At 36.0% G+C, this 22,276-nt stretch carries 17 protein-coding genes; 11 read left to right on the forward strand and 6 right to left on the reverse strand.

Annotated features, from left to right (window positions below):
* Positions 1-22 precede the first annotated feature (22 nt).
* A complete protein-coding gene (locus CGC58_RS03610) occupies positions 23-1,519 on the reverse strand; it encodes an SGNH/GDSL hydrolase family protein (RefSeq protein ID WP_095895156.1) in 1,497 nt (498 codons plus the stop codon).
* A gap of 276 nt (positions 1,520-1,795) precedes the next feature.
* Between CGC58_RS03610 and CGC58_RS03615 the strand changes: the two genes are divergently transcribed.
* The 3 genes from CGC58_RS03615 (at position 1,796) to CGC58_RS03625 (ending at position 4,480) form a co-directional block, all read left to right on the forward strand.
* On the forward strand, positions 1,796-3,280 hold the full coding sequence (locus tag CGC58_RS03615; protein ID WP_095895157.1) for a cellulose synthase family protein: 1,485 nt from the start codon (positions 1,796-1,798) through the stop codon (positions 3,278-3,280).
* 106 nt (positions 3,281-3,386) lie between these two features.
* On the forward strand, positions 3,387-3,947 hold the full coding sequence (locus CGC58_RS03620; protein ID WP_095895158.1) for an anthranilate synthase component II: 561 nt from the start codon (positions 3,387-3,389) through the stop codon (positions 3,945-3,947).
* Positions 3,948-4,114: 167 nt separating this feature from the next.
* Complete coding sequence (locus CGC58_RS03625) at positions 4,115-4,480, forward strand: CCC motif membrane protein (RefSeq protein ID WP_095895159.1); 366 nt, start codon at positions 4,115-4,117, stop codon at positions 4,478-4,480.
* 63 nt (positions 4,481-4,543) lie between these two features.
* On the opposite strand, the gene CGC58_RS03630 is transcribed toward CGC58_RS03625, so the two are convergent.
* Positions 4,544-5,005, reverse strand: coding sequence for a GAF domain-containing protein (locus tag CGC58_RS03630; RefSeq protein WP_095897096.1), 462 nt, complete (start codon positions 5,003-5,005; stop codon positions 4,544-4,546).
* A gap of 130 nt (positions 5,006-5,135) precedes the next feature.
* Between CGC58_RS03630 and ruvB the strand changes: the two genes are divergently transcribed.
* Genes ruvB through lipB form a run of 3 tightly spaced genes read left to right on the forward strand, consistent with a single transcriptional unit; the run spans position 5,136 to position 8,908 of the window.
* Positions 5,136-6,158 carry a Holliday junction branch migration DNA helicase RuvB gene (ruvB, locus tag CGC58_RS03635; protein WP_095897097.1) on the forward strand — a complete coding sequence of 341 codons (1,023 nt, stop codon included), beginning with the start codon at positions 5,136-5,138 and terminating at the stop codon, positions 6,156-6,158.
* Positions 6,159-6,209: 51 nt separating this feature from the next.
* Positions 6,210-8,186, forward strand: a complete 1,977-nt coding sequence (locus CGC58_RS03640) for a putative porin (RefSeq protein ID WP_095895160.1) — start codon at positions 6,210-6,212, stop codon at positions 8,184-8,186.
* Between the two features lie 11 nt (positions 8,187-8,197).
* Positions 8,198-8,908 (forward strand): lipoyl(octanoyl) transferase LipB, encoded by a 711-nt coding sequence (lipB, locus tag CGC58_RS03645; protein ID WP_095897098.1) that lies wholly within the window; start codon positions 8,198-8,200, stop codon positions 8,906-8,908.
* On the opposite strand, the gene CGC58_RS03650 is transcribed toward lipB, so the two are convergent.
* The gene (locus CGC58_RS03650; protein WP_095897099.1) at positions 8,905-9,189 is read right to left on the reverse strand and encodes a DUF4834 family protein; all 285 of its coding nucleotides are present in this window, start codon (positions 9,187-9,189) and stop codon (positions 8,905-8,907) included. The two genes, lipB and CGC58_RS03650, sit on opposite strands and share 4 nt — an antisense overlap.
* Before the next feature lie 267 nt (positions 9,190-9,456).
* Between CGC58_RS03650 and CGC58_RS03655 the strand changes: the two genes are divergently transcribed.
* The 5 genes from CGC58_RS03655 (at position 9,457) to CGC58_RS03675 (ending at position 17,644) form a co-directional block, all read left to right on the forward strand.
* Positions 9,457-10,404 carry a transporter gene (locus CGC58_RS03655; RefSeq protein WP_095895161.1) on the forward strand — a complete coding sequence of 316 codons (948 nt, stop codon included), beginning with the start codon at positions 9,457-9,459 and terminating at the stop codon, positions 10,402-10,404.
* Entirely contained in the window at positions 10,389-11,510 is a 1,122-nt protein-coding gene (locus CGC58_RS03660; RefSeq protein WP_095895162.1) for a GTP cyclohydrolase, read from the forward strand. Before CGC58_RS03655 ends, CGC58_RS03660 begins: the two co-directional genes overlap by 16 nt.
* A 34-nt stretch (positions 11,511-11,544) precedes the next feature.
* Positions 11,545-12,261: a ZIP family metal transporter gene (locus CGC58_RS03665; protein WP_198540751.1), complete on the forward strand. Its 717-nt coding sequence runs from the start codon at positions 11,545-11,547 to the stop codon at positions 12,259-12,261.
* A gap of 241 nt (positions 12,262-12,502) precedes the next feature.
* Entirely contained in the window at positions 12,503-14,632 is a 2,130-nt protein-coding gene (locus tag CGC58_RS03670; protein WP_095895164.1) for a TonB-dependent receptor, read from the forward strand.
* Positions 14,633-14,788: 156 nt separating this feature from the next.
* The gene (locus CGC58_RS03675) at positions 14,789-17,644 is read left to right on the forward strand and encodes a M16 family metallopeptidase (protein ID WP_095895165.1); all 2,856 of its coding nucleotides are present in this window, start codon (positions 14,789-14,791) and stop codon (positions 17,642-17,644) included.
* 346 nt (positions 17,645-17,990) lie between these two features.
* Here the strand turns inward: CGC58_RS03675 and CGC58_RS03680 are convergent, their stop codons facing one another.
* From CGC58_RS03680 to CGC58_RS03690, 3 genes are all read right to left on the reverse strand, one after another.
* Positions 17,991-18,842, reverse strand: a complete 852-nt coding sequence (locus tag CGC58_RS03680; protein ID WP_095895166.1) for a hypothetical protein — start codon at positions 18,840-18,842, stop codon at positions 17,991-17,993.
* A gap of 26 nt (positions 18,843-18,868) precedes the next feature.
* A complete protein-coding gene (locus CGC58_RS03685; protein WP_095895167.1) occupies positions 18,869-19,582 on the reverse strand; it encodes a hypothetical protein in 714 nt (237 codons plus the stop codon).
* 386 nt (positions 19,583-19,968) lie between these two features.
* Positions 19,969-22,254, reverse strand: a complete 2,286-nt coding sequence (locus CGC58_RS03690; RefSeq protein ID WP_095895168.1) for a TonB-dependent receptor — start codon at positions 22,252-22,254, stop codon at positions 19,969-19,971.
* Between the last annotated feature and the right edge of the window lie 22 nt (positions 22,255-22,276).

A 22,276-nucleotide genomic window follows, 5' to 3' on the forward strand; every position in this document is an offset into this window, starting at 1 on the left:
AAGAATTGTTTCATAGCAATTTTTATTCCACTATTTCAATTTCTTTTTCTTCCGGAACTAAAATACTATCTGTTTTCACCTCAATTGTATCCTTCAAGATAATTGAGTCTTTTTTGATTTCTGTAGTATCTATTTTTTCTTCAAATTCTTCTATAACTGTTTCTGCTTTGATATTTTTTGACTGCTTAGTTTCTTTAAACCGCTGATATTTTCCCATTAACTCATTGTAAATCAATTCGGCTACTTTTTTAGACCCTCGGATATTGAAATGTGTATAATCCTTCGTCGCCAATGAAGGTTCTGCTTCTACCCATTTCACCATTGAACCATTTCCGCCCATAAGTTCGTACAGATTGATAAATCCTGACTGAGTTTCTTCAGCGTATTTTTGTTGTGCCTCAACTAACGGAGCAACAGCCAAATCGGTTTTCATTTCCATTTCATATTTGGTTGATTTATCGGCAGAAGATACAATCAACACGGAAGCTTTCGGGAAGCAAACCTTAATTTGATTAACTACCTTGCTCATTCCTCTTACATACCAAGAATAATCTAACTTTCCGTAATTCAAAACATTAGCTCCAAAGTGAAGGACTATCAAATCGTAGCTACCCAAATGTTTCTCAAATTCCTGCATCAAGGAAGCGTTTAGGAGCGATAAAGGCAATCCTGAATTTCCTCTGCTTGAAAAATTATCAATATGTACTCCTTTTTTATCACCTGAATTAATTCCGTAAAAAGGAATGGAATCCGATTCTATAAACCTAATTTTCAAACCTTTAACATTCTTATCAGAAAGATTTAAAGCATTAAGTTTCTTATCCGTAACAAGAGGTTTTACCACTTTGGTTGTATCTCCGCTATACGAAATTTCAACGGAAGCCTTCTTATTTTCGGAACTTCCGTAGAACAACACAGGCGAATAAATCTCGGTAACGTGTTTTTGCCCTGAAGCTTTGTACTCAAGCCAAGTGACTGCCGTTGAATCTTTTACAAACGAAACCCTTCCGCTCACTCCAAAAGGACGCTGAGGATTTTTCACGTTTACAAAAGATTGCGTTCTCCAATTGTTAGAATACGAATGCCTAACGCTACCTCTTGTAGCCGCTGACTCGGAAGTAATCGACACAAAACCAACGCCTAAGCCGCCATAAACATCTTGAAAAAGTTGTCGCAAATCTTGCACAATAAGGTCTCCATCCGTCATAGAATCTCCAAAGTAACCAATGCGGACGCTTCCCTTTCCTGACTCCTCAAGTTCTTGAAGTTTTTTAAAAAATGTACTGAGAAAATCACTATTTTCTGCAAAAGTAATGGTATCCGAAATTTGTTCCTCAACCAGCTCAACTTCCTCAGAATCAGATATTGCTTCAAGCATTAAGCTATCAACAATTACATTTTCTGTAAGGTTTGAAGTTTCAGGAAAAATCCGTTTGGGCAATACGTTCTTGAACCCTATAAAAAATAGTGCTGCAAGTAAAATTATTAAAAAGGCTTGTATAAAATAGGATTTGTTCACCTAATATATTAAGATTATTTTGGGGTGCAAAAGTAATCATTTCTGCGAATTGTGCAATAAAATCAGCTACATACTTTCGGCCTTTTTATTCGCTCAAAATTTGCTTAATTTCGGGATTTTACAAAAATAAAATTTCAAAAACACTACTTTTTAATCAACTAAAAATCAAACAATTAACTTCAAAATATTTTTAATTCAAAAAAAATAAACGTTAATTTATTTCGAGGTAAAAAAAATACCATATCTTTGCCGAATATTCTTTCAGATAAATCTAATATGGGAATGATAATCAACTACATTATTATCACAATTTACTGTTTGGCGTTGCTTCTTATTTTTCTGTACAGCCTTTCAATGTTGAATTTACTTTATAATTACTTGAAACACAGAAAGCAAAACAACGAAGCACCCAAGTTTAATTTGCTTGACCCCAGAGAAATTCCTTACGTTACCATTCAGCTACCTCTTTACAATGAAAAGTATGTAGTGAAGCGTTTGTTGGAGAACATTGCAAAATTGGAATACCCAAAAAATAAACTGGAAATTCAGGTTTTGGACGATTCCACAGATGAATCTGTTGCCGAAACGGCTGAAATAATCCAAAATTTGCAAAAAACAGGTTTAGACATCCAACATATCCGCAGAGAAGACCGTAAAGGATTCAAAGCCGGAGCTTTAAAAGAAGGTACAGCTATCGCAAAAGGAGATTTTATTGCCATTTTCGATGCGGATTTTATGCCTCAGCCCGATTGGCTCAAAAAAACAGTGATTTACTTCAAAGACCCTGAAATTGGCGTGGTGCAAACTCGTTGGGGGCATTTAAATCGTGATTATTCAATCCTAACAAAAATACAAGCACTTGCTTTGGATGTTCACTTCACTTTGGAGCAGGTTGGACGTAGTTCAAAAGGGCATTTTATCAACTTCAACGGAACTGCGGGCATTTGGCGAAAAGAATGTATTTATGACGCAGGAAATTGGGAAGGCGACACTTTAACCGAGGATTTGGATTTGAGTTACCGAGCTCAGCTTAAAAACTGGAAATTCAAATACTTAGAAGATGTTGAAACTCCTGCAGAATTGCCTGTGGTAATTTCGGCAGCACGTTCACAGCAATTCCGTTGGAATAAAGGAGGAGCTGAAAACTTCAGAAAATCGGTATCAAGGGTGCTTTCTGCAAAGAATATCGGCTGGAAAACAAAATTCCACGGAGTAATGCATCTTCTGAATAGCTCGATGTTCTTGTGGGTTTTTATTGTTTCAATACTAAGTGTTCCAATGCTTTATATCAAAAACACATATGGGCATATGGACTGGGTTTTCGAGGTGACGAGCTTCTTTATCATCAGTACGGTTATCCTATTTGTCTGTTACTGGGTAACTTACAAAAACTTACAAGGTAAAACATTTGATGATTTTCTTGATTATGTGAAGTTATTTTTCACATTCTTTTCTGTGGCTTTGGGCTTTTCTTTTCACAATACGATTGCCGTTTTGGAAGGTCACACAGGCAAAAAAAGTGAGTTTGTACGTACACCAAAATTCAATATCAGTGCATTATCTGATAGTTGGAAAAATAACAAGTACATCAACACGAAGCTTTCCCCAAATATGATTTTTGAATTTATGTTGATGGTTTATTTCATTTTTGGGCTTTATAGTGCTGTGAGGCTGAATGATTTCGGGATGTTTCCTTTCCATTGTATGCTAACTTTAGGGTTTGGTTTTGTATTCTTTAAATCATTAACCTCAAAGGCGTAAGTTTATAAAAATTTTCTTTCATATTTTTCAAAAAAGATGTTTTTTGGCAGAAAATGTTTCATTTTACGAAACATTTTTTTGTATCATTTAATTAGGTAAAAGTTAAATGGAAGTACTGGTAATCGACAATTACGATAGTTTTGTTTTCAATTTGGTTCATTATTTGGAGGAATTGGATTGCAAAGTGATTGTAAAGCGTAATGACGAAGTCACGTTGGATGAGGTTGAGAATTATCACAAAATATTGCTTTCACCAGGTCCTGGCGTTCCTGACGAGGCTGGATTAATGAAACAAATCATTGAAAAGTTTGCTCCTACAAAAAGTATTTTAGGCGTATGTTTGGGTCAGCAAGCCATTGGAGAAGTTTTTGGAGGTAAGCTCACTAATCTTGAAAAGGTTCACCACGGTGTAGCAACTCCCATCACTATTGTTGAGGATGATATTCTTTTCAAAAATATGCCAAAGGAATTTGAAGTAGGTCGTTACCATTCGTGGGTGGTGCAAAATCCATTACCTGAAGATTTGATAATTACCTCAGTAGATGAAAACGGAGAAATTATGTCTCTCCGTCATAAAAAATATGATGTGCGAGGCGTGCAATATCACCCCGAGTCGGTTTTAACTCCGCTTGGTAAAACAATATTAAAAAACTGGATAAACATCTGATTATCAAATTAATCATATCACATAATTTTTCACTTCATTTAAAAAGTATTATATATCAGCAAATTATAAAACATATCGCCTTTCAAAGAAATTATCGGTTGTGTATTGGAAATTAAAAATAAATTAAATAATTTTGCAAAATATTTAACAAATTTAATTCTGTTTTTATGGAAACAAATGACACATTCAATTTAAACTTTGGGCAACCTTCTGATTTTAAAAAGTCTATCAGTACAACCTTAATTTACGTTTTGGCGATTTTAGGAGCTGTTTTTTCGCTTTGTTGTTGTGTAGGAATTATCCCTTCCATCATTGCCGTTGTAATTGCATCAAATAGAGTAAGTCAGTATCAGAAAAACCCTTCTGCTTACACAGGATACGATGAGCTTAAAACAGCCAGAATAGTAGCTTTTGTTGCTTTAGGTATTAACATTTTGGTATTTTTATGGATACTTTATAGCCTTTTCACAACAGATTGGAGTGAAATTATGCGACAATATGAAGAAATATTGCAAAATGCTCAAAATCAATAAAAAATTCATTTATCTATTTTTAAATAAAAAAGCCTTGAAGATTAGTTTTCAAGGCTTTGTTTTTCAGCTAAACAATTTGGAAACTTCCTGATTTACAAACTCCAAGAAGGATTCATCTTCTTTAGTAAAAGGATTTAACGTATGTGAATCAATATCAATTTGTCCGATATTTATTCCGTTAACAAACAGAGGAACAACAATTTCGGATTTTACGGTAATGCTGCAAGCGATGTAATTATCTTGAGCTTTTACATCAGGAACTACAAAATTTTGATTTGAAACGGCTACTTGTCCGCAAATGCCTTTACCAAAAGGAATTACCGTGTGGTCAGTGGGTTCGCCAGCAAAGGCTCCCAAATGTAAGGTTTTGCTTTCGTGATTGGCAAAGTAAAACCCAACCCAATTATAGTGAGAGACTTCTGACTGAAGTAAATCACAAATTTTTTGCATTTTTGTATCTCGCGAATCTGCCTCATTCTTGCAAATAAAAACAATTTTTGATTCTAAATCTTTAAATATACTCATCTTTTCTGTAAAATTATCTGCAAAAATAATAAAAAAGATAATAATAATTGATATTTTGTATATCCCATAATATATAATATCTTTGTAGCTTTGAATAAACACATTCAAATTTTTGAATTACCGACAAAAAGTGAATAAAAATTTAGACCCAAATAAAGAGAATTATTCCGCTCAAGAGCTTGATATAGAAAGAGCTTTGCGTCCGCTGTCATTCGATGATTTTGCGGGACAAGAAGCTGTTTTGGAGAACCTTAAAATATTTGTAAAAGCTGCAAATATGCGTGGCGAGGCTCTTGATCACACGCTTTTTCACGGACCTCCCGGATTAGGAAAAACAACGCTTGCCCATATTTTAGCAAACGAATTAGGGGTTGGCATCAAAATAACCTCCGGCCCTGTGCTTGATAAACCAGGAGATTTGGCTGGCTTGCTCACTAATTTGGAAGAACGAGATGTGTTGTTCATTGATGAAATTCACCGATTAAGTCCTGTAGTTGAAGAGTATTTATATTCGGCGATGGAGGATTATAAAATAGATATAATGATTGAATCGGGGCCAAATGCAAGAACAGTTCAAATCAACCTAAATCCGTTTACATTAATTGGTGCCACAACTCGTTCAGGATTGCTAACCGCACCGATGCGAGCAAGGTTCGGCATTCAAAGTCGTCTGCAATATTATTCAACGGAATTACTTGCTGACATCGTGCAAAGAAGTGCCTCTATTTTGAAAGTTCCCATCTCGATGGAAGCCGCCATAGAACTTGCCAGCCGCAGCCGAGGAACTCCTCGTATTGCCAATGCTTTGTTGCGACGAATTCGGGATTTTGCACAAATCAAAGGAGATGGAAAAATTGACATAAAAATCACGCAATTCGGATTAAAAGCCCTCAATGTGGACGCACACGGATTGGACGAAATGGATAATAAAATTCTGGCAACGCTCATTGACAAATTCAAAGGTGGCCCTGTGGGGATTACCACTCTCGCCACGGCTGTTTCCGAAAGTGCCGAAACCATTGAAGAAGTCTATGAACCTTTCCTAATTCAAGAAGGATTCATCGTCAGAACGCCACGCGGAAGAGAAGTTACCGAGCTGGCTTACAAACATTTAGGAAAAATAAATCCGAATACTCAAGGAACACTCTTTTAATCTGGCAATAAATTAAAAACTGTTCAAAATCAAACGAATAGCAAAATCCATATGAAAATATTCATAAAATATTTCTCCCTATTATTCTTATTGTTCCCCATATTAGTGGTGGCACAAGAGGATGACGCACCTAAAAAAGGAGGAATCAATTTTAAATCGATGCGTCCTAAAAAGAAAAAGGACAGCATTACTTTTACGGCAAACGATTATAAAACAATCTCTTATCTGCGTGATACAACGGCGATTGACACCTCGCTTACTATTCAAAAATTTTATAAGAGTAATGCTTGGGAAAAAGATATGTTTGGGAAAATGCCTTTTTCAAATATGGGGCAACCTTACAATGCTATGGAATATGATTTCCAAAACTTGGATTATCTTTCTTCAATGGGAGCAGAAGCCAAAAAGCAATTTTATCTGACACCTGAGGAGGTTAAATATTACCTATCGCCTACTCCCCTCACCGATATCACTTACAAAACGGGAATGGAACAAGGACAAATGGTAAACGTCTTATTTTCAGTAAATTTAAAACCAACTCTAAATATTTTTGTAGGTTATAAAGGGCTTCGTTCATTAGGAAAATACCAACGAATTTTGGCAAGTAACGGAAACCTAAGATTAGGATTTTCCTATGTTTCCCCAAATAAAAAATATACTCTTTTTGCTCATTATGCGGGTCACGATATTGAAAGTCAAGAAAACGGAGGAATTACTTCTGTAGAACAATTTGAGTCAGGAGATAAACAGTTCAAAAACAGAGCTGTAATAGATATTTTCCTTCCAGATGCTGAAAATTTACGTGAAAGCAAACGCTACTTTTTTCAGCACGATTATGCTTTTTTACGAAACAAAGATTCTTTGGCTTCTTACAAACAAATTCGTTTCCGTCATAGGTTTTTATACGAAACAGAATACTATAAATTCAACCAAAGTAATGTAAATCAATTCTTTGGAGATGCTTTTGTAACAAAAGATATCAGCGACCGAATGCAACTTCAAAAAATGACAAACACAGTAGGTGCCGAGCTTGAATTGCCTTATCTCGGAAAAACATTTGTGTACGGAAATGCCTATTTTTATAATTATTTTTTCCGAAATGCTTTCTATATTTCCGGCGAATTGCAACGACATCAAATCAAAGACACTGACCTGAGTTTAGCCCTTCAATGGAACAAAAAAGTAGGTGGCTTTTCAATCGATGCGGAAGGAGAGCAAACTTTTATCGGAAAAATAACCGGAACGAAATTAAACGGAAAACTCTCGTATAATTTTGATGAGAAAAATAGGATTCTGGCTGGAGTCAGTTTGCATTCTTCCTTGCCAAATTTCAATTTTTTACTTTACCAAAGTGACTACAAAAATTACAATTGGAACAACTACGACCGCTTTGATAAAGAGCAAGTTCAGACAATTTTCGGAGAGTTAAAAACGCAATGGGGAAACGCATCGGCAAGTATTTCAAATATAAAAAATTATACATTTTTTCAGGTTCAAAATACTGATGTTGAAGACAAAAGAGCTCAATCGCTTCCTTCACAATATTCAGGAAATATTCAATATTTGAAACTCAAACTTCAAAAAGAATTTGCCTTGGGGAAATTCCGATTGGATAATACTTTGCTTTTCCAACGTGTAGCACAAGATAATCAGCAAATATTAAACGTGCCTACTTTTGTTACACGAAATACGTTTTATTTCGCATCGGATTTATTTGACAAAGCAATGTATTTGCAAACAGGCATTGGTTTTAATTATTTCACGAAATATTATTCAAACCGATACAATCCGTTATTAGCTGAATTTGAGGCACAAAACACGCAAAAAACAGGAGGTTTCCCGATGTTTGATTTCTTCTTAAATGCAAAAGTGCGAACTATGCGAATATATTTTTCAATAGAACATTTCAATCCGTTTATAATGGATACGATATTTGGCAAACAATATTACAATTATTATTCTGCACCTCAGCAACCTTATCGTGATTTAATTTTACGATTGGGAATTTCTTGGAATTTATTCTCTTAAAAATTAAAAAAATGAACAAAAAAATTCTTTTTAAAGATTTAGGCAATAAAGATTACAAAGAAACTTGGGATTACCAAGAAACTCTTTTTGAGTCAATTATAGAAACAAAACGAAAAAACAGAGCTGAAAACATTCAAGTTCCGACATCTAATTATTTCCTTTTTGTAGAACATCCGCACGTGTACACTTTGGGAAAAAGTGGCGATATTTCCAATCTGTTAGTTGATGAAAAAACGCTTGAGAAAAAGGGTGCGAAGTTTTACAAAATCAACAGAGGAGGCGATATTACGTACCACGGTCCGGGGCAAATTGTCGGTTACCCAATTCTAGATTTGGATAATTTTTTCACAGATATCCACAAATATCTTCGCCTTTTAGAAGAAACTATTATCCTGACTTTAAAAGATTACGGCATAGAAGCCACTCGCAGTCAAGGAGAAACGGGCGTTTGGATTGATGTAGGCACACCTTTCGCAAGAAAAATTTGTGCAATGGGAGTAAGAAGCTCTCGCTGGGTTACGATGCACGGATTTGCATTTAATGTCAATGCCGATTTAGGTTATTTTGACAACATTATTCCGTGTGGCATTCGTGGTAAAGCTGTAACCTCTCTTAATGTAGAGCTCGGAAAAAAAGAAGTTCCGATTGATGAAGTGAAAGAAAAAATTACCAAATATTTTCAGGAACTCTTTGAAGCTGAGTTTGTTAATCTGCAAGATTAATCAACTTCCTCATAATCAATATAATCACCCACTTTCTTTCTTGATTGTGGGTTCTTTGATTGAGCGTTATTGTCGTTTATCGTTTGATTTTCTTGGGTTTTCTGTTGATATTGATTTTGAGCTTGTTGAAATTGTTCTCCAATCTTCTTTTCCACTTTTTTTAGGAAATACTTCATCATATACGGAGCTAAAACTCGCATCAAAACACGTAATCCAATGATAACCAAAAGGATAACAAACAAAGTTTTTATAAATCCTGATAAAGAAGCTTCTGTAATCATTTTTTGTAAGTTTCGGGCAAAAATAGGAAAAATAATCAGCAATTGACAATACGAAAACAAAATTTATAAAATCTTCCCGCAAATGGATTTATCATTTCTGCTGAAAATTAATATTTTAAATTCCATTATTTTATCTTTTTCAAACAAAAAGTATTGTTTTTTAAACAGATAAGAGTATCTTTGCAGATTGAAAAAAGGGAAATAGTTAGCAAATATTGATTTTTTCGTTAATTATCGTATTTCTTTTTCACTTAAATTTCTTTTGATATGAATCGCCTTTTTATCACATTGTTAATCATCACATTACCTCTTTCAGTACGAGGGCAATATACGGATATTATCAACTCAAACCTGCCTGGAAACTCACAAAGTGCCTATTCGGTTGGCGGACGCGTTTTGCAATTTGAGGGCGGTTTGTGGATTGAGCAACGTAACCATAAGGAAATATTTACCGATATGACCATTTTGGGGCTAAATTATTCCGTGAGATATGGCATTTTGTCGGACAGATTAGAGTTAATGCTCAATGGTACAGCTGCTTACGATAATGTGCATTATTATCGTTTTGTTGATGAAAGAACTAACAATTTCGGTTTTGTAAACAACACTATTGGAGCTAAATACTTGATTTACACTCCTAACACAGATGATAAACCCAACATTTACAGTTGGAAAGCAAACAATTCTTTTCATTGGAGAAAACTAATTCCTGCTGTGGGGATTTACGCCGGAATGAATTTTTTGCCAAATAAACGTTACTTTTACGAAGAAGTTGACAGGCTTTCTCCAAAAGTGGTTGTTTCGCTCCAAAGCCAGCCTTCATCTCGTGTGGTTTTGGTCGGGAATTTGATAGCAAATCGTTTTTTAAGTAAATATCCCGAATTGGGCTACATTTTAACATTAACACATAATTTGGACAATGGCAGATTCAGCATTTTTGTAGAATCGGAAGGTATTCAAAGTGGTTATTATAGCGACCAAATCACACGATTAGGAGGTGCTTACTTGTTCACAAAAGACATTCAAGTAAATGTTGATTTAGGAGCAAGCTGGAAAAATACTCCTTCACGATATTCAGCCTTACTCGGTTTTTCATATCGTATTGATAATCACAAAAAATTTGTTAAGTCACAACAAGAAGAAAAATTAAAACCTACCAAAATAGGAAGACAGAGAAAACCCAAAAAAGAAAAGAAAAAATGGCTGATATTTTAGTTAAAGAAATATTTTCTAAAAAAGAATTAAAACAATTTGTAAAATTTCCTTTCTCTTTATATAAAAATAATCCGTACTGGATTCCTCCTCTTATTGATGAGGAATTGGCTTCTTTCGATAAAACAAAAAATCCTGCTTTTGACAATGCAGAAGCTTTCTTTTATCTGGCTTACAAAAAAAATGAAATTGTAGGTCGCGTTGCTGCTATCATAAACCAGTACGATATTCGCCAAAATATTGCTAAAATACGCTTCGGATGGCTGGATATGATTGACGATGTGAATGTTACCAAAGCTCTGCTGGATAAAGTTTCGGAAAAAGGCAGAGAACATCAACTAAAGTATATGGAAGGACCTATGGGCTTTTCCAATATGGATAAAGTGGGGGTTATGACAGAAGGTTACGACCACATTGCCAGCACAATAACTTGGTATAATCTTCCGTACTACAAAGAGCATCTGGAAAAATTGGGAATGACCAAAGAAAAGGGGTACATCGAAACTTATTTCCTGTTGAGTAGCGTAAATGCTGAATTATTCAGAAAAACTGCTGAAGCAATCCGAAAACGTTACGAAGTTCGTGTTATTCCTGCAAATACGAAGGAAGAAGTGCTTAAGTACGTGGATGCAATGTTTGATTTGTACAACGAAAGTTATTCCAAATTATCCTCCTATGTTCCTGTTAATGAACGCCAAAAGGATTATTTCAAGAAAAAATACATTCCGTTTATAAATCCTGAATATATTCGATTTATTGAAAATAAAGAAGGAAAATTAATCAGCTTTGCCATCGTTCTTCCTTCTTTTGCAAAGGCTTTGCAAAAAGCCAAAGGAAGTTTGTTCCCTTTTGGATTTTGGCATCTGTTAAAAGCAAAAAAGAAACACGATATGGTTGAATTTTTCTTAATCGGGGTGGCTCCTGAATATCAAAGTAAAGGAATTCCCGCATTGCTTTTTGATTATTATCATCCTGTTTTTGAGAGAAATGGTATTAATAAATGCATAATAACTCCTGAACTGGAAGACAATTTGGCTATTCAACAACTTTGGAAAAGCTTTCAGCCTGTGGTTTACGCAAAACGTGCTACTTATAAAAAAGATATTTAATAACTAACTTATTTACATCATTTTACCTAAAATAATGAATTATATTTTACCTTTTCTATCCATCGTTTTTGGATTTGCAACTGTACTTATTTTCAAACCGAAAAATCAAAGAAATATAAAATTATTACTGGCTTTCAGTGGGGCATTTTTGCTCGCAATGACTGTTTTTACGCTTATTCCAGAAGTTTTTCATTCGTTAGAACACATCCACGACGAACATTGCAACCACAATCACAGTTCGGGCAAAGAAATTGGCGTATGGATTGTTGTTGGAATTTTACTTCAAATAGTGTTAGAATTCTTTTCGCGTGGTGCCGAACACGGGCATATGCACCATCCACATTCTGAGCTTAAAAATGCATTTCCTTGGTCACTTTTTATCAGTTTGAGTATCCACTCTATTTTGGAAGGATTTCCGTTACACCATCACCACAATATGGTTTACGGAATTTTTATACATCACCTTCCCATAGCTATGGTACTGACTATTTTCTTTTTAGACTCTGGAATCGGATTCAAAAAAACTTTTATTTTCTTAATATTATTTGCTTTAATGACTCCTTTTGGGACACTGTTAGCGGAATTCATTCCTCAATTAGGGAATTATCACATTCAAATATCGGCAATAGTTATCGGGATTTTCCTACATATTTCATCGGTTATTTTATTTGAAACATCTGAAAATCATAAATTTAATCATATTAAGCTTGGTACAATTATTTTAGGTTTCGTAGCTGCCTACTTTACTTAATTGATTGTCGTAAATCTATTTTGTATCTTGACTTTTTTTTATAATTTTGTGCCCGTCTCAAAGGGGTGCTGCACTTGTGGCTGAGATTATACCCATAGAACTTGGGCTGGTAATGCAGTCTAAGGAAAAGAAGTCAATAATAATCGGCTTGTTTTTGCTTTTTGGGTAGCAGAAACAGGCTTTTTTTATTCATTCCATAAAATAATTGCCTCTTTTATTTTGTAAAAATTTCATTTTACTGATGAAAAAATTATTTTTTATGGGAGCGATGAGCCTTATAAGTTCGGCTTATGCTCAAAACATCGAATCGGAAAAAGATTCTACACTACAAGAAACCATCAAATTAGATGAAGTTTTGGTTTCGGCAGTAAGGGCAAAACAAACCCTTCCGGTAACTTACTCTAATCTTTCCAAATCAGAAATTGCAAAACGCAATCAAGGACAACAAATCCCGATGCTTTTGGGGCATTTGCCTAACGTAGTTTCATATTCGGAAGACGGAACAGGCTTCGGAGCAACTTATCTTTCAGTTCGCGGAAGTGACCTTTATCGTACTAACGTGACTATCAACGGTATTCCGTACAACGACTCGGAATCGCAAGGGACTTTCTGGTACAATCTTTCCGATTTTGCTTCTTCTGCCGAGAACATTCAGCTTCAACGTGGGGTAGGAACATCAACCAATGGGACTGGTGCTTTCGGGGCGAGTTTGAACGTCCTTACCGATGCCGTTTCGGAAAATCCGTATGCCGAAATTGCAAATTTCTACGGAAGTTACAACACACATAAGCATATGGTGAAACTCTCAACTGGGAAAATCAATGAGCGTTTTGAGCTTTCGGGCCGTTTTTCAAAAATCAATTCTAACGGATACAGAGACAGAGCTTCATCTGACTTGAAATCCTATTTCTTGCAAGGAGCTTATTCTTACGGAAATACGTTAATTAAAGGTTTGGTTTTCGGCGGAAAAGAAAAAACGCAACTTACTTGGATGGGAATCGACGAAGCTACTTTGAACAAGAACAGAAAGTACAATCCTGCCGGAAAATATAAAGATGCTGATGGCAATACTCGTTTCTACGACAATGAAACCGATAACTATCAGCAAGACCACGCTCAATTGCATTGGGTGGAAAAATGGAATACGAATTGGACAACCAATCTGGCACTTCATTACACAAAAGGCGAAGGTTACTGGGAAATGTACGAAACTTGGGGCGGAGAAAATTTTGACAAACATCAAATCACTCGTTATGCTTTGGATAACGATTTCTACGGAGCTACATTTTCTTCTAACTTCAAAAAGAATACCATTGATTTGATATTCGGAGGAGCATTCAACAAATATGATGGGTTGCATTTCGATGAAAGAGTATGGTCGGAAGAGGCTTCAAAACCTTATCAAGAAATTGTAGATGAAAGTTGGGGATACAAAAAAGATGGTTCGGCTTTTGCTAAAATGACTTGGAAATTTGCTCCTCAGTGGGATTTATTTACTGATATTCAATACAGATATGTTCACTACAAAGCCGATGAATACAAAGCCGACAAAGCTTTTAATTTCATCAATCCTAAAATAGGCGTTAGTTTTTCTTTAAACGGAAATAATAATTTTTACTTATCATATGCCAAAGCCACCAAAGAACCTAATCGTAGCGATTACAAAGCGGCACACAAAGAGTACAAAAAAGCATTAGAAACAGACCCTTCTACAACACTAAGAGTGCCTCGACCTGAAAAATTGAACGATTTTGAATTAGGATGGAGATATAACACTTCAAAAGTGAAAATCAACACCAATTTGTATTATATGCTTTACAAAGACCAATTGGTGCTTACCGGTCGCTTGAATGACAAAGGTTATCCGATTCGTGATAACAGCGGAGACAGCTACAGAGCCGGACTTGAAGTAGATGCTACTTTATTACTTTCCGACAAATGGATTTGGCAACCAAATGTATCTGTCAGCAGAAATAAAAACATTGATTTCCACACCATAAAAGACGGAAAATCAGTAAATATCGGAAATACGAAACTTTCGTACTCTCCTGAATTTGTTGCAGGAAGTTCACTAACTTTCAAGCCTATACCAAGCTTTGGAGCAACCTTACTAACCAAATACGTAGGAGAGCAATATATGAGCAATATCAACGAAGAAAACTCAAAACTTAAATCTTACTTCGTTAACAATTTGCATTTATCTTATGAAATGAATCCGTTAAAATTCTGCAAATCAATAGTGATTTCAGTTACCGCTAACAACATTTTGAATGCAAAATATGTAGCTAACGGAACTTTCGAAGACGGAAAAGCTGCTTACTTCCCTCAAGCCGAAATCAATTATTTGGCAGGATTAACGCTTTCATTTTAGAAAATAATTCTCAATCATAAACCTGAGTGTCTCTTATCAAAAAAGAGACACTTTTTTATTTTAAAAACCCTCTGAAAAAGCTCTGTCTAAAATTTGTATTATCTGTTTTATATTCCTACATTTGCCTCAAAACATTTAAGTTAAATATTTTATTGTATGCAGAAGTTTGTAAAATCAGCAGCATTGGCTTTTTTAGGCACAATGCTCTTCCAAAGTGTTGAAGCTAGCTCTTTGGAAAGAAATAGCGGAATTTCCGTTATATCAAAAGATTCCTTATCCCTTGATAAGGCTTTACCTTTTGATAATGAAGTAACAACAGGCACTTTATCCAATGGTTTTCAGTATTTTATTCGTAAAAATGTGGAACCTAAGAACAGAGTTACTATGTATCTGGCTATTAAAGTGGGTTCCATCTTGGAAACAGAATCTCAGTTGGGATTGGCTCACTTTTTGGAGCATATGAACTTCAACGGATTAAAGCATTTCCCTAAAAATGAATTAGTTAATTACTTACAAAAAGCAGGAGTTCGATTTGGTGGAGATTTAAATGCTTACACCGGATTCGACCAAACGGTTTATCAATTACCAATTGCCTCTGACGACCCTGAATTACTTAAAAACGGATTACTTGTAATGCGTGACTGGGCTCAAGAAGCTTTGCTAACTTCCGAAGAAATTGATAAAGAAAGAGGAGTAATTATGGAAGAAATGCGAGGAGGAAGAGGAGCTTCTCAGCGTATGCGTGACCAATATTTCCCAATGCTTTTCAATGGTTCTCGTTATGCGAATCGCCTTCCTATAGGAACGGAGGAAGTCGTTACAAAATCTCCTTACGAAGAGCTAAGAAAATTCCACAGAGAATGGTACAGACCTGACCTACAAGCACTTATTGTAGTAGGTGATATCGATGTAGCTCATATAGAAAAAGAAGTTAAACGCTTGTTTTCTGATATGAAAACCGTGCCTAACGCTCCGAAAAGAGAAGTTTACAAAGTAGATTTGCTAAACAAAAATCAGTTTATGACAGTAACTGACCCTGAAATGACAGCTACAGTAGCTCAGATTATGATAAAACACCCTGAAACAAAAGCGAAAACCGTGGGAGATTATCGTCAGTTACTTATGAGATCGGTTTACGGGCAAATGCTAAATGCTCGTTTGGGCGAAATACTTCAGTCTGCTAACGCTCCTTTCTTGAGTGCGAATGCTAACATCAGTGGCTTCCTCGGCGGATTGGATATGTACGGAGCAACAGTGGTAGCTAAACCAAATGAACTTGAAAGAGGTTTCAAATCGTTAGTACGTGAGCTTGAACGCGTTCAAAAACACGGATTTACAAAAACAGAATTTGACCGAGCAATTACCATTATTCAAAAATCAAACGAGACTTCGTACACTGAACGTAGCAAGAAAAAATCAGAAGAGTATGTAGATAGATACCTTAACTACTACCTTGAAGATGAGCCAGCTATGAGCAACGAAGATAGTTATCAGCTTACTAAAAAATTACTTCCTACACTTACACTGAAAGAAGTAGAAGCTTTAGGAAAACAATATTACGTTGATATCAATCGTGATATTTTGATAATGGCTCCTGAAAAAGATAAAAACTCATTACCTAATGAAAGTCAAGTAAATAGCTGGATTTCTCAAGTTGAAGCAGAAAATATCGCTGCTTATGAAGACAAAACTTCGGATTTGCCTTTACTTACAAAACAGCCTCAAAAAGGAAGCATCGTTTCTTCTAAAAATTTGACAGAAGTTAATGCTAAAGAATTGATTTTGAGCAACGGTGTAAAAGTAATTCTTAAGCCTACAACGTTTAAAAATGACCAAATATTGATTCGCTCATACAGCCCAGGAGGAACTTCATTGTACGGAGATAATGATTATTTCTCTGCTTCACACGCAAATACTTTAGTGAATGCCAGCGGATTAGGTCAATTGAATTCTATTGAGTTCAGAAAATATATGACAGGCAAAAACGTATCAATTGGTACTTACATAGGCGAACTTAACGAAGGTGTTTCCGGACGTAGCGACAAAGAAGGTCTTAAAACGGCATTTGAGCTAATCTACGGTTTCTTTACAGAGCCACGAATTGATGACGATATTTTCCAAAGCATCATCGCTCGAAGCATTTCATCTATGGCAAACCAAGAAAATGACCCTAATTTCGTTTTCAGAAGAGATATGCTAAAACGTTTGTACAACGGAAATATCCGCCGTACTCCTATCACAGAAGCCAACTTGAAAAAAATTGACAAAAACCGTGCTTTAAGCATTTTCAAAGAGCGTTTCGCTGATGCTTCGGACTTTACTTTTGTGATTACGGGTTCATTCACTGAAGATGAAATCAAACCTTATTTAGAGAATTATTTGGCTGCTCTTCCTAATCTAAAACGCAAGGAAAAAGGCAAAGACTTAGGACTTTACGAACCTAAAAAAGGATTCAAACACACTACCAAAAAAGGTCAAGAGCAAAAAGTATCTGTAGTTCTTTCTTACAACGGAGACTACAAATACAATGATATGGAAAACATCAATATGCAGGCTTTGGAAAGCGTACTAACTTTCAGATTATTAGAGCGTTTACGTGAAAACGAAGGCGGAGTGTACGGAACAGGAGCAAATGTTTCATACTCCAAATTCCCGAAAGATAGATATACAGTTCAAATTGCTTTTGGAACGGCTGTTGACAAATATCAATCTTTAATAAAGTCTGCTTTGGAAGAAGTTGAAAAAATCAAAAAGAACGGACCTACACAAGAGGACTTGGATAAGTTTAAAATTGAGCAAAAACGTCAAATGGAACTTATCGTAAAAGAAAATTCTTTCTGGGGAGGTTACATTTTGGATAGATATCAACTACAAAAACCTGTAGAAGACCCGGATAAAGTCTTGAAAGAGTTGGAAAAAGTGACAATCAAATCAGTTCAAAAAGTTGCTAACAAATACCTTAAAGAAGACAGATTATTTGAATTCATTTTACTTCCTGATGAAGTGAAATAAACATTAATCGGTTAATCATTTTAGAAAAACTATCCCAAGGAAATCTTTAGGATAGTTTTTTTATTTTCAAATTTCTGAAATAAAAAATTCCCCCAGAAGTATTTTTAAACTTTCTGAGGGAATTTATTTTTGATTGTTTACCCGAAATAAAGTTCAAGTATCTAAAGAATTACATATAAACAGGACTTGCTCTTTCACCGTGTGGGTCAACTTCCAATATAATATCTTCATCAGCTTCGATATTGGCTTTGATTATGTGAAGTGAAATATTGTATAAAGTAAAAAAAATCTATTCTAAGAATTTCCTTAGAATAGATTTTTTATTATAGCCAATCGAATTGAAAAATCACATCCAAACTTGACTTGACTCAGGGTCTATATCTGCCTCAATTATTGTTTCCAACTCTTTTTCAGCTTCTTGAATAGTTATTTTAAACTCATCTGCCATATCTTGTAATGTAACACTCTCCTTTTCTAAACGATCATTGTAGATACGAATTGGAATTTGTACTTCAAACTCTCTTGCTGCAATATTTGGTGAAGGTAATTCATTATAAGCAAGATACTTTTTACCTTGTTTCTTATTCCCTGAAAGGAAGTGAGCTAATGTAACTTTTAAGTTAAATGTTAAATAATTCTGTTTAACGTGAAAATATCCTTTCAAACCTACTGGATTATCTAACAAACGTGCATCAGAGCCCTTGGTATAATACTTATTTTCAGGATTTGTATCTCTGTATAGATAAGAAGCTATTGTGTTATTATCAGCTGGTAGCTCTCCTGTTTTAATTGTTTTTACATCCTGAAACTGAAAGAAATGCTGATGTGAGTTAGCGTGTTCAATATATTCGCTATTGATACGCTCTCCTTTTTCATTATAATAAACGATTTCTAAACCATAATAAGAGCTCTGTCTCCAACGAATGACATCTGCACCTGAAGCCTCCCATTTTTTATCTTTAAACTCAAAAGTTACTTTTTGCTGATTAACCAAGTATTTGACTCCTTCATATTTGGGGTCACCGTGAAATGAAAGTCCGTGAGTATGTCCTTCCGTGAAAATGAAATCCACCTTATGAAATTCGGGCTCTTGATGATTCAAATCAGGAGTAACCACCTCATTATTATCTTTTGAACAACTTACTAAAGTGGTAATTAAACCTACTGCAACTACTATTTTATTTACTATACGTTTCATATTTTATTCTATTTTGTTAATTATTTTTATTTATTGATATTTATTGGAATGATTACTGTAGCATCTGACGAGAAAAAATTACTTGAAGGCAGTTCATTATAGTTTTGAATAGCTCCGTCTTTCAATTTGTTGAAGCCACGCTCTGCTCCCAAAAAGTGAGCTAAGGTAACTTGCAAATCAACCTTGCCAATTTCTTGCTTTACTGAAAAAATACCTTTCAGACCTATCGGGTCAATTGCTTCAGGATTGTTTTTATCCCAACTACGTTTACGAAGTGTTACTCCATTTTGACCTAATATTCCGCTTTCAGGATTGGTATCGCGGTAAGTGTAAGTTACAATAGCATTCATCTGCTCAGTCTTTTTTCCTTTCAAAAGAAAGAAATGCTGATGTATCGGAGCCATTTCTGCAGTTACAAACTCTCCATTCATACGTGTACCAGCCTTATTATAATATATAATTTCAAGATGGTAATGTGTACCAGCTTCCCATACAATATCATCACCTTGTGGTTGAACTCCAGCGACTCCATTCATCTGATAGATACGTTTTTGAACAACATCTGTAAATGAAAAATCATCTCCATTCTTTATAACTTTAGTAAAGATAAACTCTACCCTATCTGGATTTTCGTGTCCCTTATCTATTGATTCATCAGTAGGTGCTGGAGGTTCTTTAGAGCAACCTATCAAAGCCACTAAAATGGTTATTAAAAAACCAAATCTAACTATGTTTTTCATTATTTAATTTTACTTTTATTTGTTATTAAATTCGTTTTGAAAGTTTCTATTACCGAAATACCATTATTCAGTTAAAAAACATTCCTTTTTACATTAAAATCATCTTTTCTTTTAAAAGAAACAACTTGCTTCATACAGAAAACCATTTGCTTCACATCAGAAACCGTCTGCTTCACATCAGAAATCGTCTGCTTCACATCGGAAATTGTTTTCCCTACTTAGGAAATCTCTTTCGCAAGATAGAAAACTTTATTTCCGATATAAAAAACATTTCGACCAACATTGCTCATTGTTCACTCTTCATTGCTCATTGTTCACTCTACATTGCTCATTGTTCACTCTACATTGTTCATTGTTCGCTCCACATTACTCATTCTTTTCTTCATTTAGAACTTGTATGTCAATCGAAGTTGCACGTTTCTCCCTAAGTCGTGAGCATAATATCGGAAACGGTTTGTGTATTCCTTATATAATCTATCAAAAAGATTCTCAACGGAAAAATGTACCGCAATCGATTGTGTTTTCCCAAACGGAAGGCGGAAACCTCCCCCAACATCGAACAAATGATACGCATTCGGCGTCGTGGCTACCAACTCCTGATTTGGGTCGAAACGCAATTGTTTTGCAACAAACTTATGCCTCGCCGAAAGGTAAACATTGTGAAGCATTCCTATCTTCGGCAATTCCCAATGTAACTCCTGTTGGATTCTTTCCGAAGGAATAAAGGGGAAATATCGCTTCGTTTTGAGCTCATTAGCATACACTACCGAACCCTGCAACCCGTACTTCCATTGCGGAAGAAACTGATAGCTTGCCTCTAAATCCACCCCTCGGAAGAAAGCATCCGCTTGCGAATAACGGAAAATCGGATATACTCCCGAAAAAAGCGTCTTGGTCTCGCCGGTCGGAGCATCGTAAATATAATTCCTGATGATTTGTGCAAAGAAATCCACATTAATCAAGAATTTTTCCTGCTCGAACCTCACTGACGTAATCCATTTTGCCCCTCGCTCCGATTGTAAATTTGCATCCCCGATGTCGTACGTTCCAGCCCCGTGATGAAGCCCATTGCTATACAATTCGCTCACGTGAGGCGAACGCCACGCAACGCCAACGTTAGATGTGAATGACCATTGCCGACTTGGATTATAGTTTGCTCCAACCGAGTACGTTACATTATGAAACGAATGATTTCCGCCGTAACGTTGCGAAAAAGCATCGTAACCATCGGCATTGAACGACTTATAATCGTAACGAAGTCCGCCTTCTATCTCCCACGCTCCTCCATCATACTTCTGAACGGCGAAACCTCCGTAACCGACAGACGCAAAATTCGGAATCACCGGCACAACTCCCGTACCAGGGGAATTATAATTGACCTGATGTGAGCTATTTACGCCAAGTTGTGACTTCCATCTGCCATAATGATTCTCCCAAGAAACATCAAATAAATGAGTTGAGAGTTCCATATTCAAAGCCGGAATTCGAGTTCTCTCCAATCGGCGAACGTTGAATTCTTTTCGGATATCGTTTTGGAAAGCATACTGAGCTGTTAACTTTCCTCCGAAAGGAAGTCGCGCAAATCCCTTAACCTTTAGCAGATGATGCGTAACCTCTTGCTTAGGTGCCTCTATTTGATAGGAAAAGGGATATGTTGTTATCGGACGTCCGATTTCAAATCGGGCAAGTAAGTCATCTAAATTCCCAATATGCGAACCGTAGAAAACTCCCGTTTCATTGTAGTACCGACTATAAAAAGCCTCTACGCCCCATTTCTCCTTTTCTACGCCCGTTGCAACGGAAAAGTTCTTTTCTTGCTGAGCCGTATTATTCAGATGATAATCAGCTGTCTGAACATCGCCGGAACGTTTCGCACTTGCCTGCACTCTCCACGCCCATTGCGGAAGGTTTGGCACAGCTGTTTCGAGCTTTACGGAAGTTGCCGCTTTTCGTCCGTTAGATGCGAAAGAGGGTGAAACTTCTCCGTGAAGAGCATCTCCATAAGGGAGTTTGTCTGGGGAAATAATCACCACTCCTCCCAAAGCATCGGAACCATAGCGGACAGCATCGGCACCTTTCACCACAGCAATGCGATTTGCCATCGCAGGGTCGATTTCAGGAGCGTGATCTGAGCCCCATTGTTGCCCTTCTTGCCGAACTTCATTGTTAAGTATGAGAATTCGGTTGCTATGTAGCCCGTGAATGACCGGTTTTGCGATAGTGGCTCCGCTTTGTATCATCGACACTCCCCGAACCGAAGCAAGCAATTCCGCTAATGACTCCCCCGATTTCTTTTGTAAGTCATTCTTTCCCAAAACATAGGCAACATTATTGCGAGATGTCATTCTGCTTTGCTGATAAATGACAGTTTCGTCCAATTGATTTACACTTTCTTTCAATTGAATTACTAACTGCTGCTCTTGTGGGATTTCTATTTTCGTTTGATAGTCCTCAAATCCCAAATAAGTGACTTTAAGTAAGTAAGTTTGCTTCTTTAAATTCGAAACAGAGACATTCCCTTGGCTATCTGAAACGTAGTGTTTCCCAGCAAAATGAATCACTGCCCCAACAAGCAGTTGTTTTTGTTCATCTTCAATTTTCAGTCGGAGTGTTTGCTGCCCGTAAATGCAACCATACACACTGAAAATCAAAAGACAAAAAATATTTCGCATATTTAATTTCTTTTAAAAGGAT

Origin of the sequence: Capnocytophaga stomatis, from assembly GCF_002302635.1 — a bacterium.
GTDB classification, from domain to species: Bacteria; Bacteroidota; Bacteroidia; order Flavobacteriales; family Flavobacteriaceae; genus Capnocytophaga; species Capnocytophaga stomatis.

Excerpts from the sequence above, each read along its gene's own strand:
- CGC58_RS03615 (WP_095895157.1), top strand. The coding sequence starts at position 1,796 with ATGGGAATGATAATCAACTACATTATTATCACAATTTACTGTTTGGCG.
- CGC58_RS03620 (WP_095895158.1), top strand. The coding sequence starts at position 3,387 with ATGGAAGTACTGGTAATCGACAATTACGATAGTTTTGTTTTCAATTTG.
- CGC58_RS03625 (WP_095895159.1), top strand. The coding sequence starts at position 4,115 with ATGGAAACAAATGACACATTCAATTTAAACTTTGGGCAACCTTCTGAT.
- CGC58_RS03630 (WP_095897096.1), bottom strand. The coding sequence starts at position 5,005 with ATGAGTATATTTAAAGATTTAGAATCAAAAATTGTTTTTATTTGCAAG.
- CGC58_RS03640 (WP_095895160.1), top strand. The coding sequence starts at position 6,210 with ATGAAAATATTCATAAAATATTTCTCCCTATTATTCTTATTGTTCCCC.
- lipB (WP_095897098.1), top strand. The coding sequence starts at position 8,198 with ATGAACAAAAAAATTCTTTTTAAAGATTTAGGCAATAAAGATTACAAA.
- CGC58_RS03650 (WP_095897099.1), bottom strand. The coding sequence starts at position 9,189 with ATGATTACAGAAGCTTCTTTATCAGGATTTATAAAAACTTTGTTTGTT.
- CGC58_RS03655 (WP_095895161.1), top strand. The coding sequence starts at position 9,457 with ATGAATCGCCTTTTTATCACATTGTTAATCATCACATTACCTCTTTCA.
- CGC58_RS03660 (WP_095895162.1), top strand. The coding sequence starts at position 10,389 with ATGGCTGATATTTTAGTTAAAGAAATATTTTCTAAAAAAGAATTAAAA.
- CGC58_RS03665 (WP_198540751.1), top strand. The coding sequence starts at position 11,545 with ATGAATTATATTTTACCTTTTCTATCCATCGTTTTTGGATTTGCAACT.
- CGC58_RS03670 (WP_095895164.1), top strand. The coding sequence starts at position 12,503 with ATGAAAAAATTATTTTTTATGGGAGCGATGAGCCTTATAAGTTCGGCT.
- CGC58_RS03675 (WP_095895165.1), top strand. The coding sequence starts at position 14,789 with ATGCAGAAGTTTGTAAAATCAGCAGCATTGGCTTTTTTAGGCACAATG.
- CGC58_RS03680 (WP_095895166.1), bottom strand. The coding sequence starts at position 18,842 with ATGAAACGTATAGTAAATAAAATAGTAGTTGCAGTAGGTTTAATTACC.
- CGC58_RS03685 (WP_095895167.1), bottom strand. The coding sequence starts at position 19,582 with ATGAAAAACATAGTTAGATTTGGTTTTTTAATAACCATTTTAGTGGCT.
- CGC58_RS03690 (WP_095895168.1), bottom strand. The coding sequence starts at position 22,254 with ATGCGAAATATTTTTTGTCTTTTGATTTTCAGTGTGTATGGTTGCATT.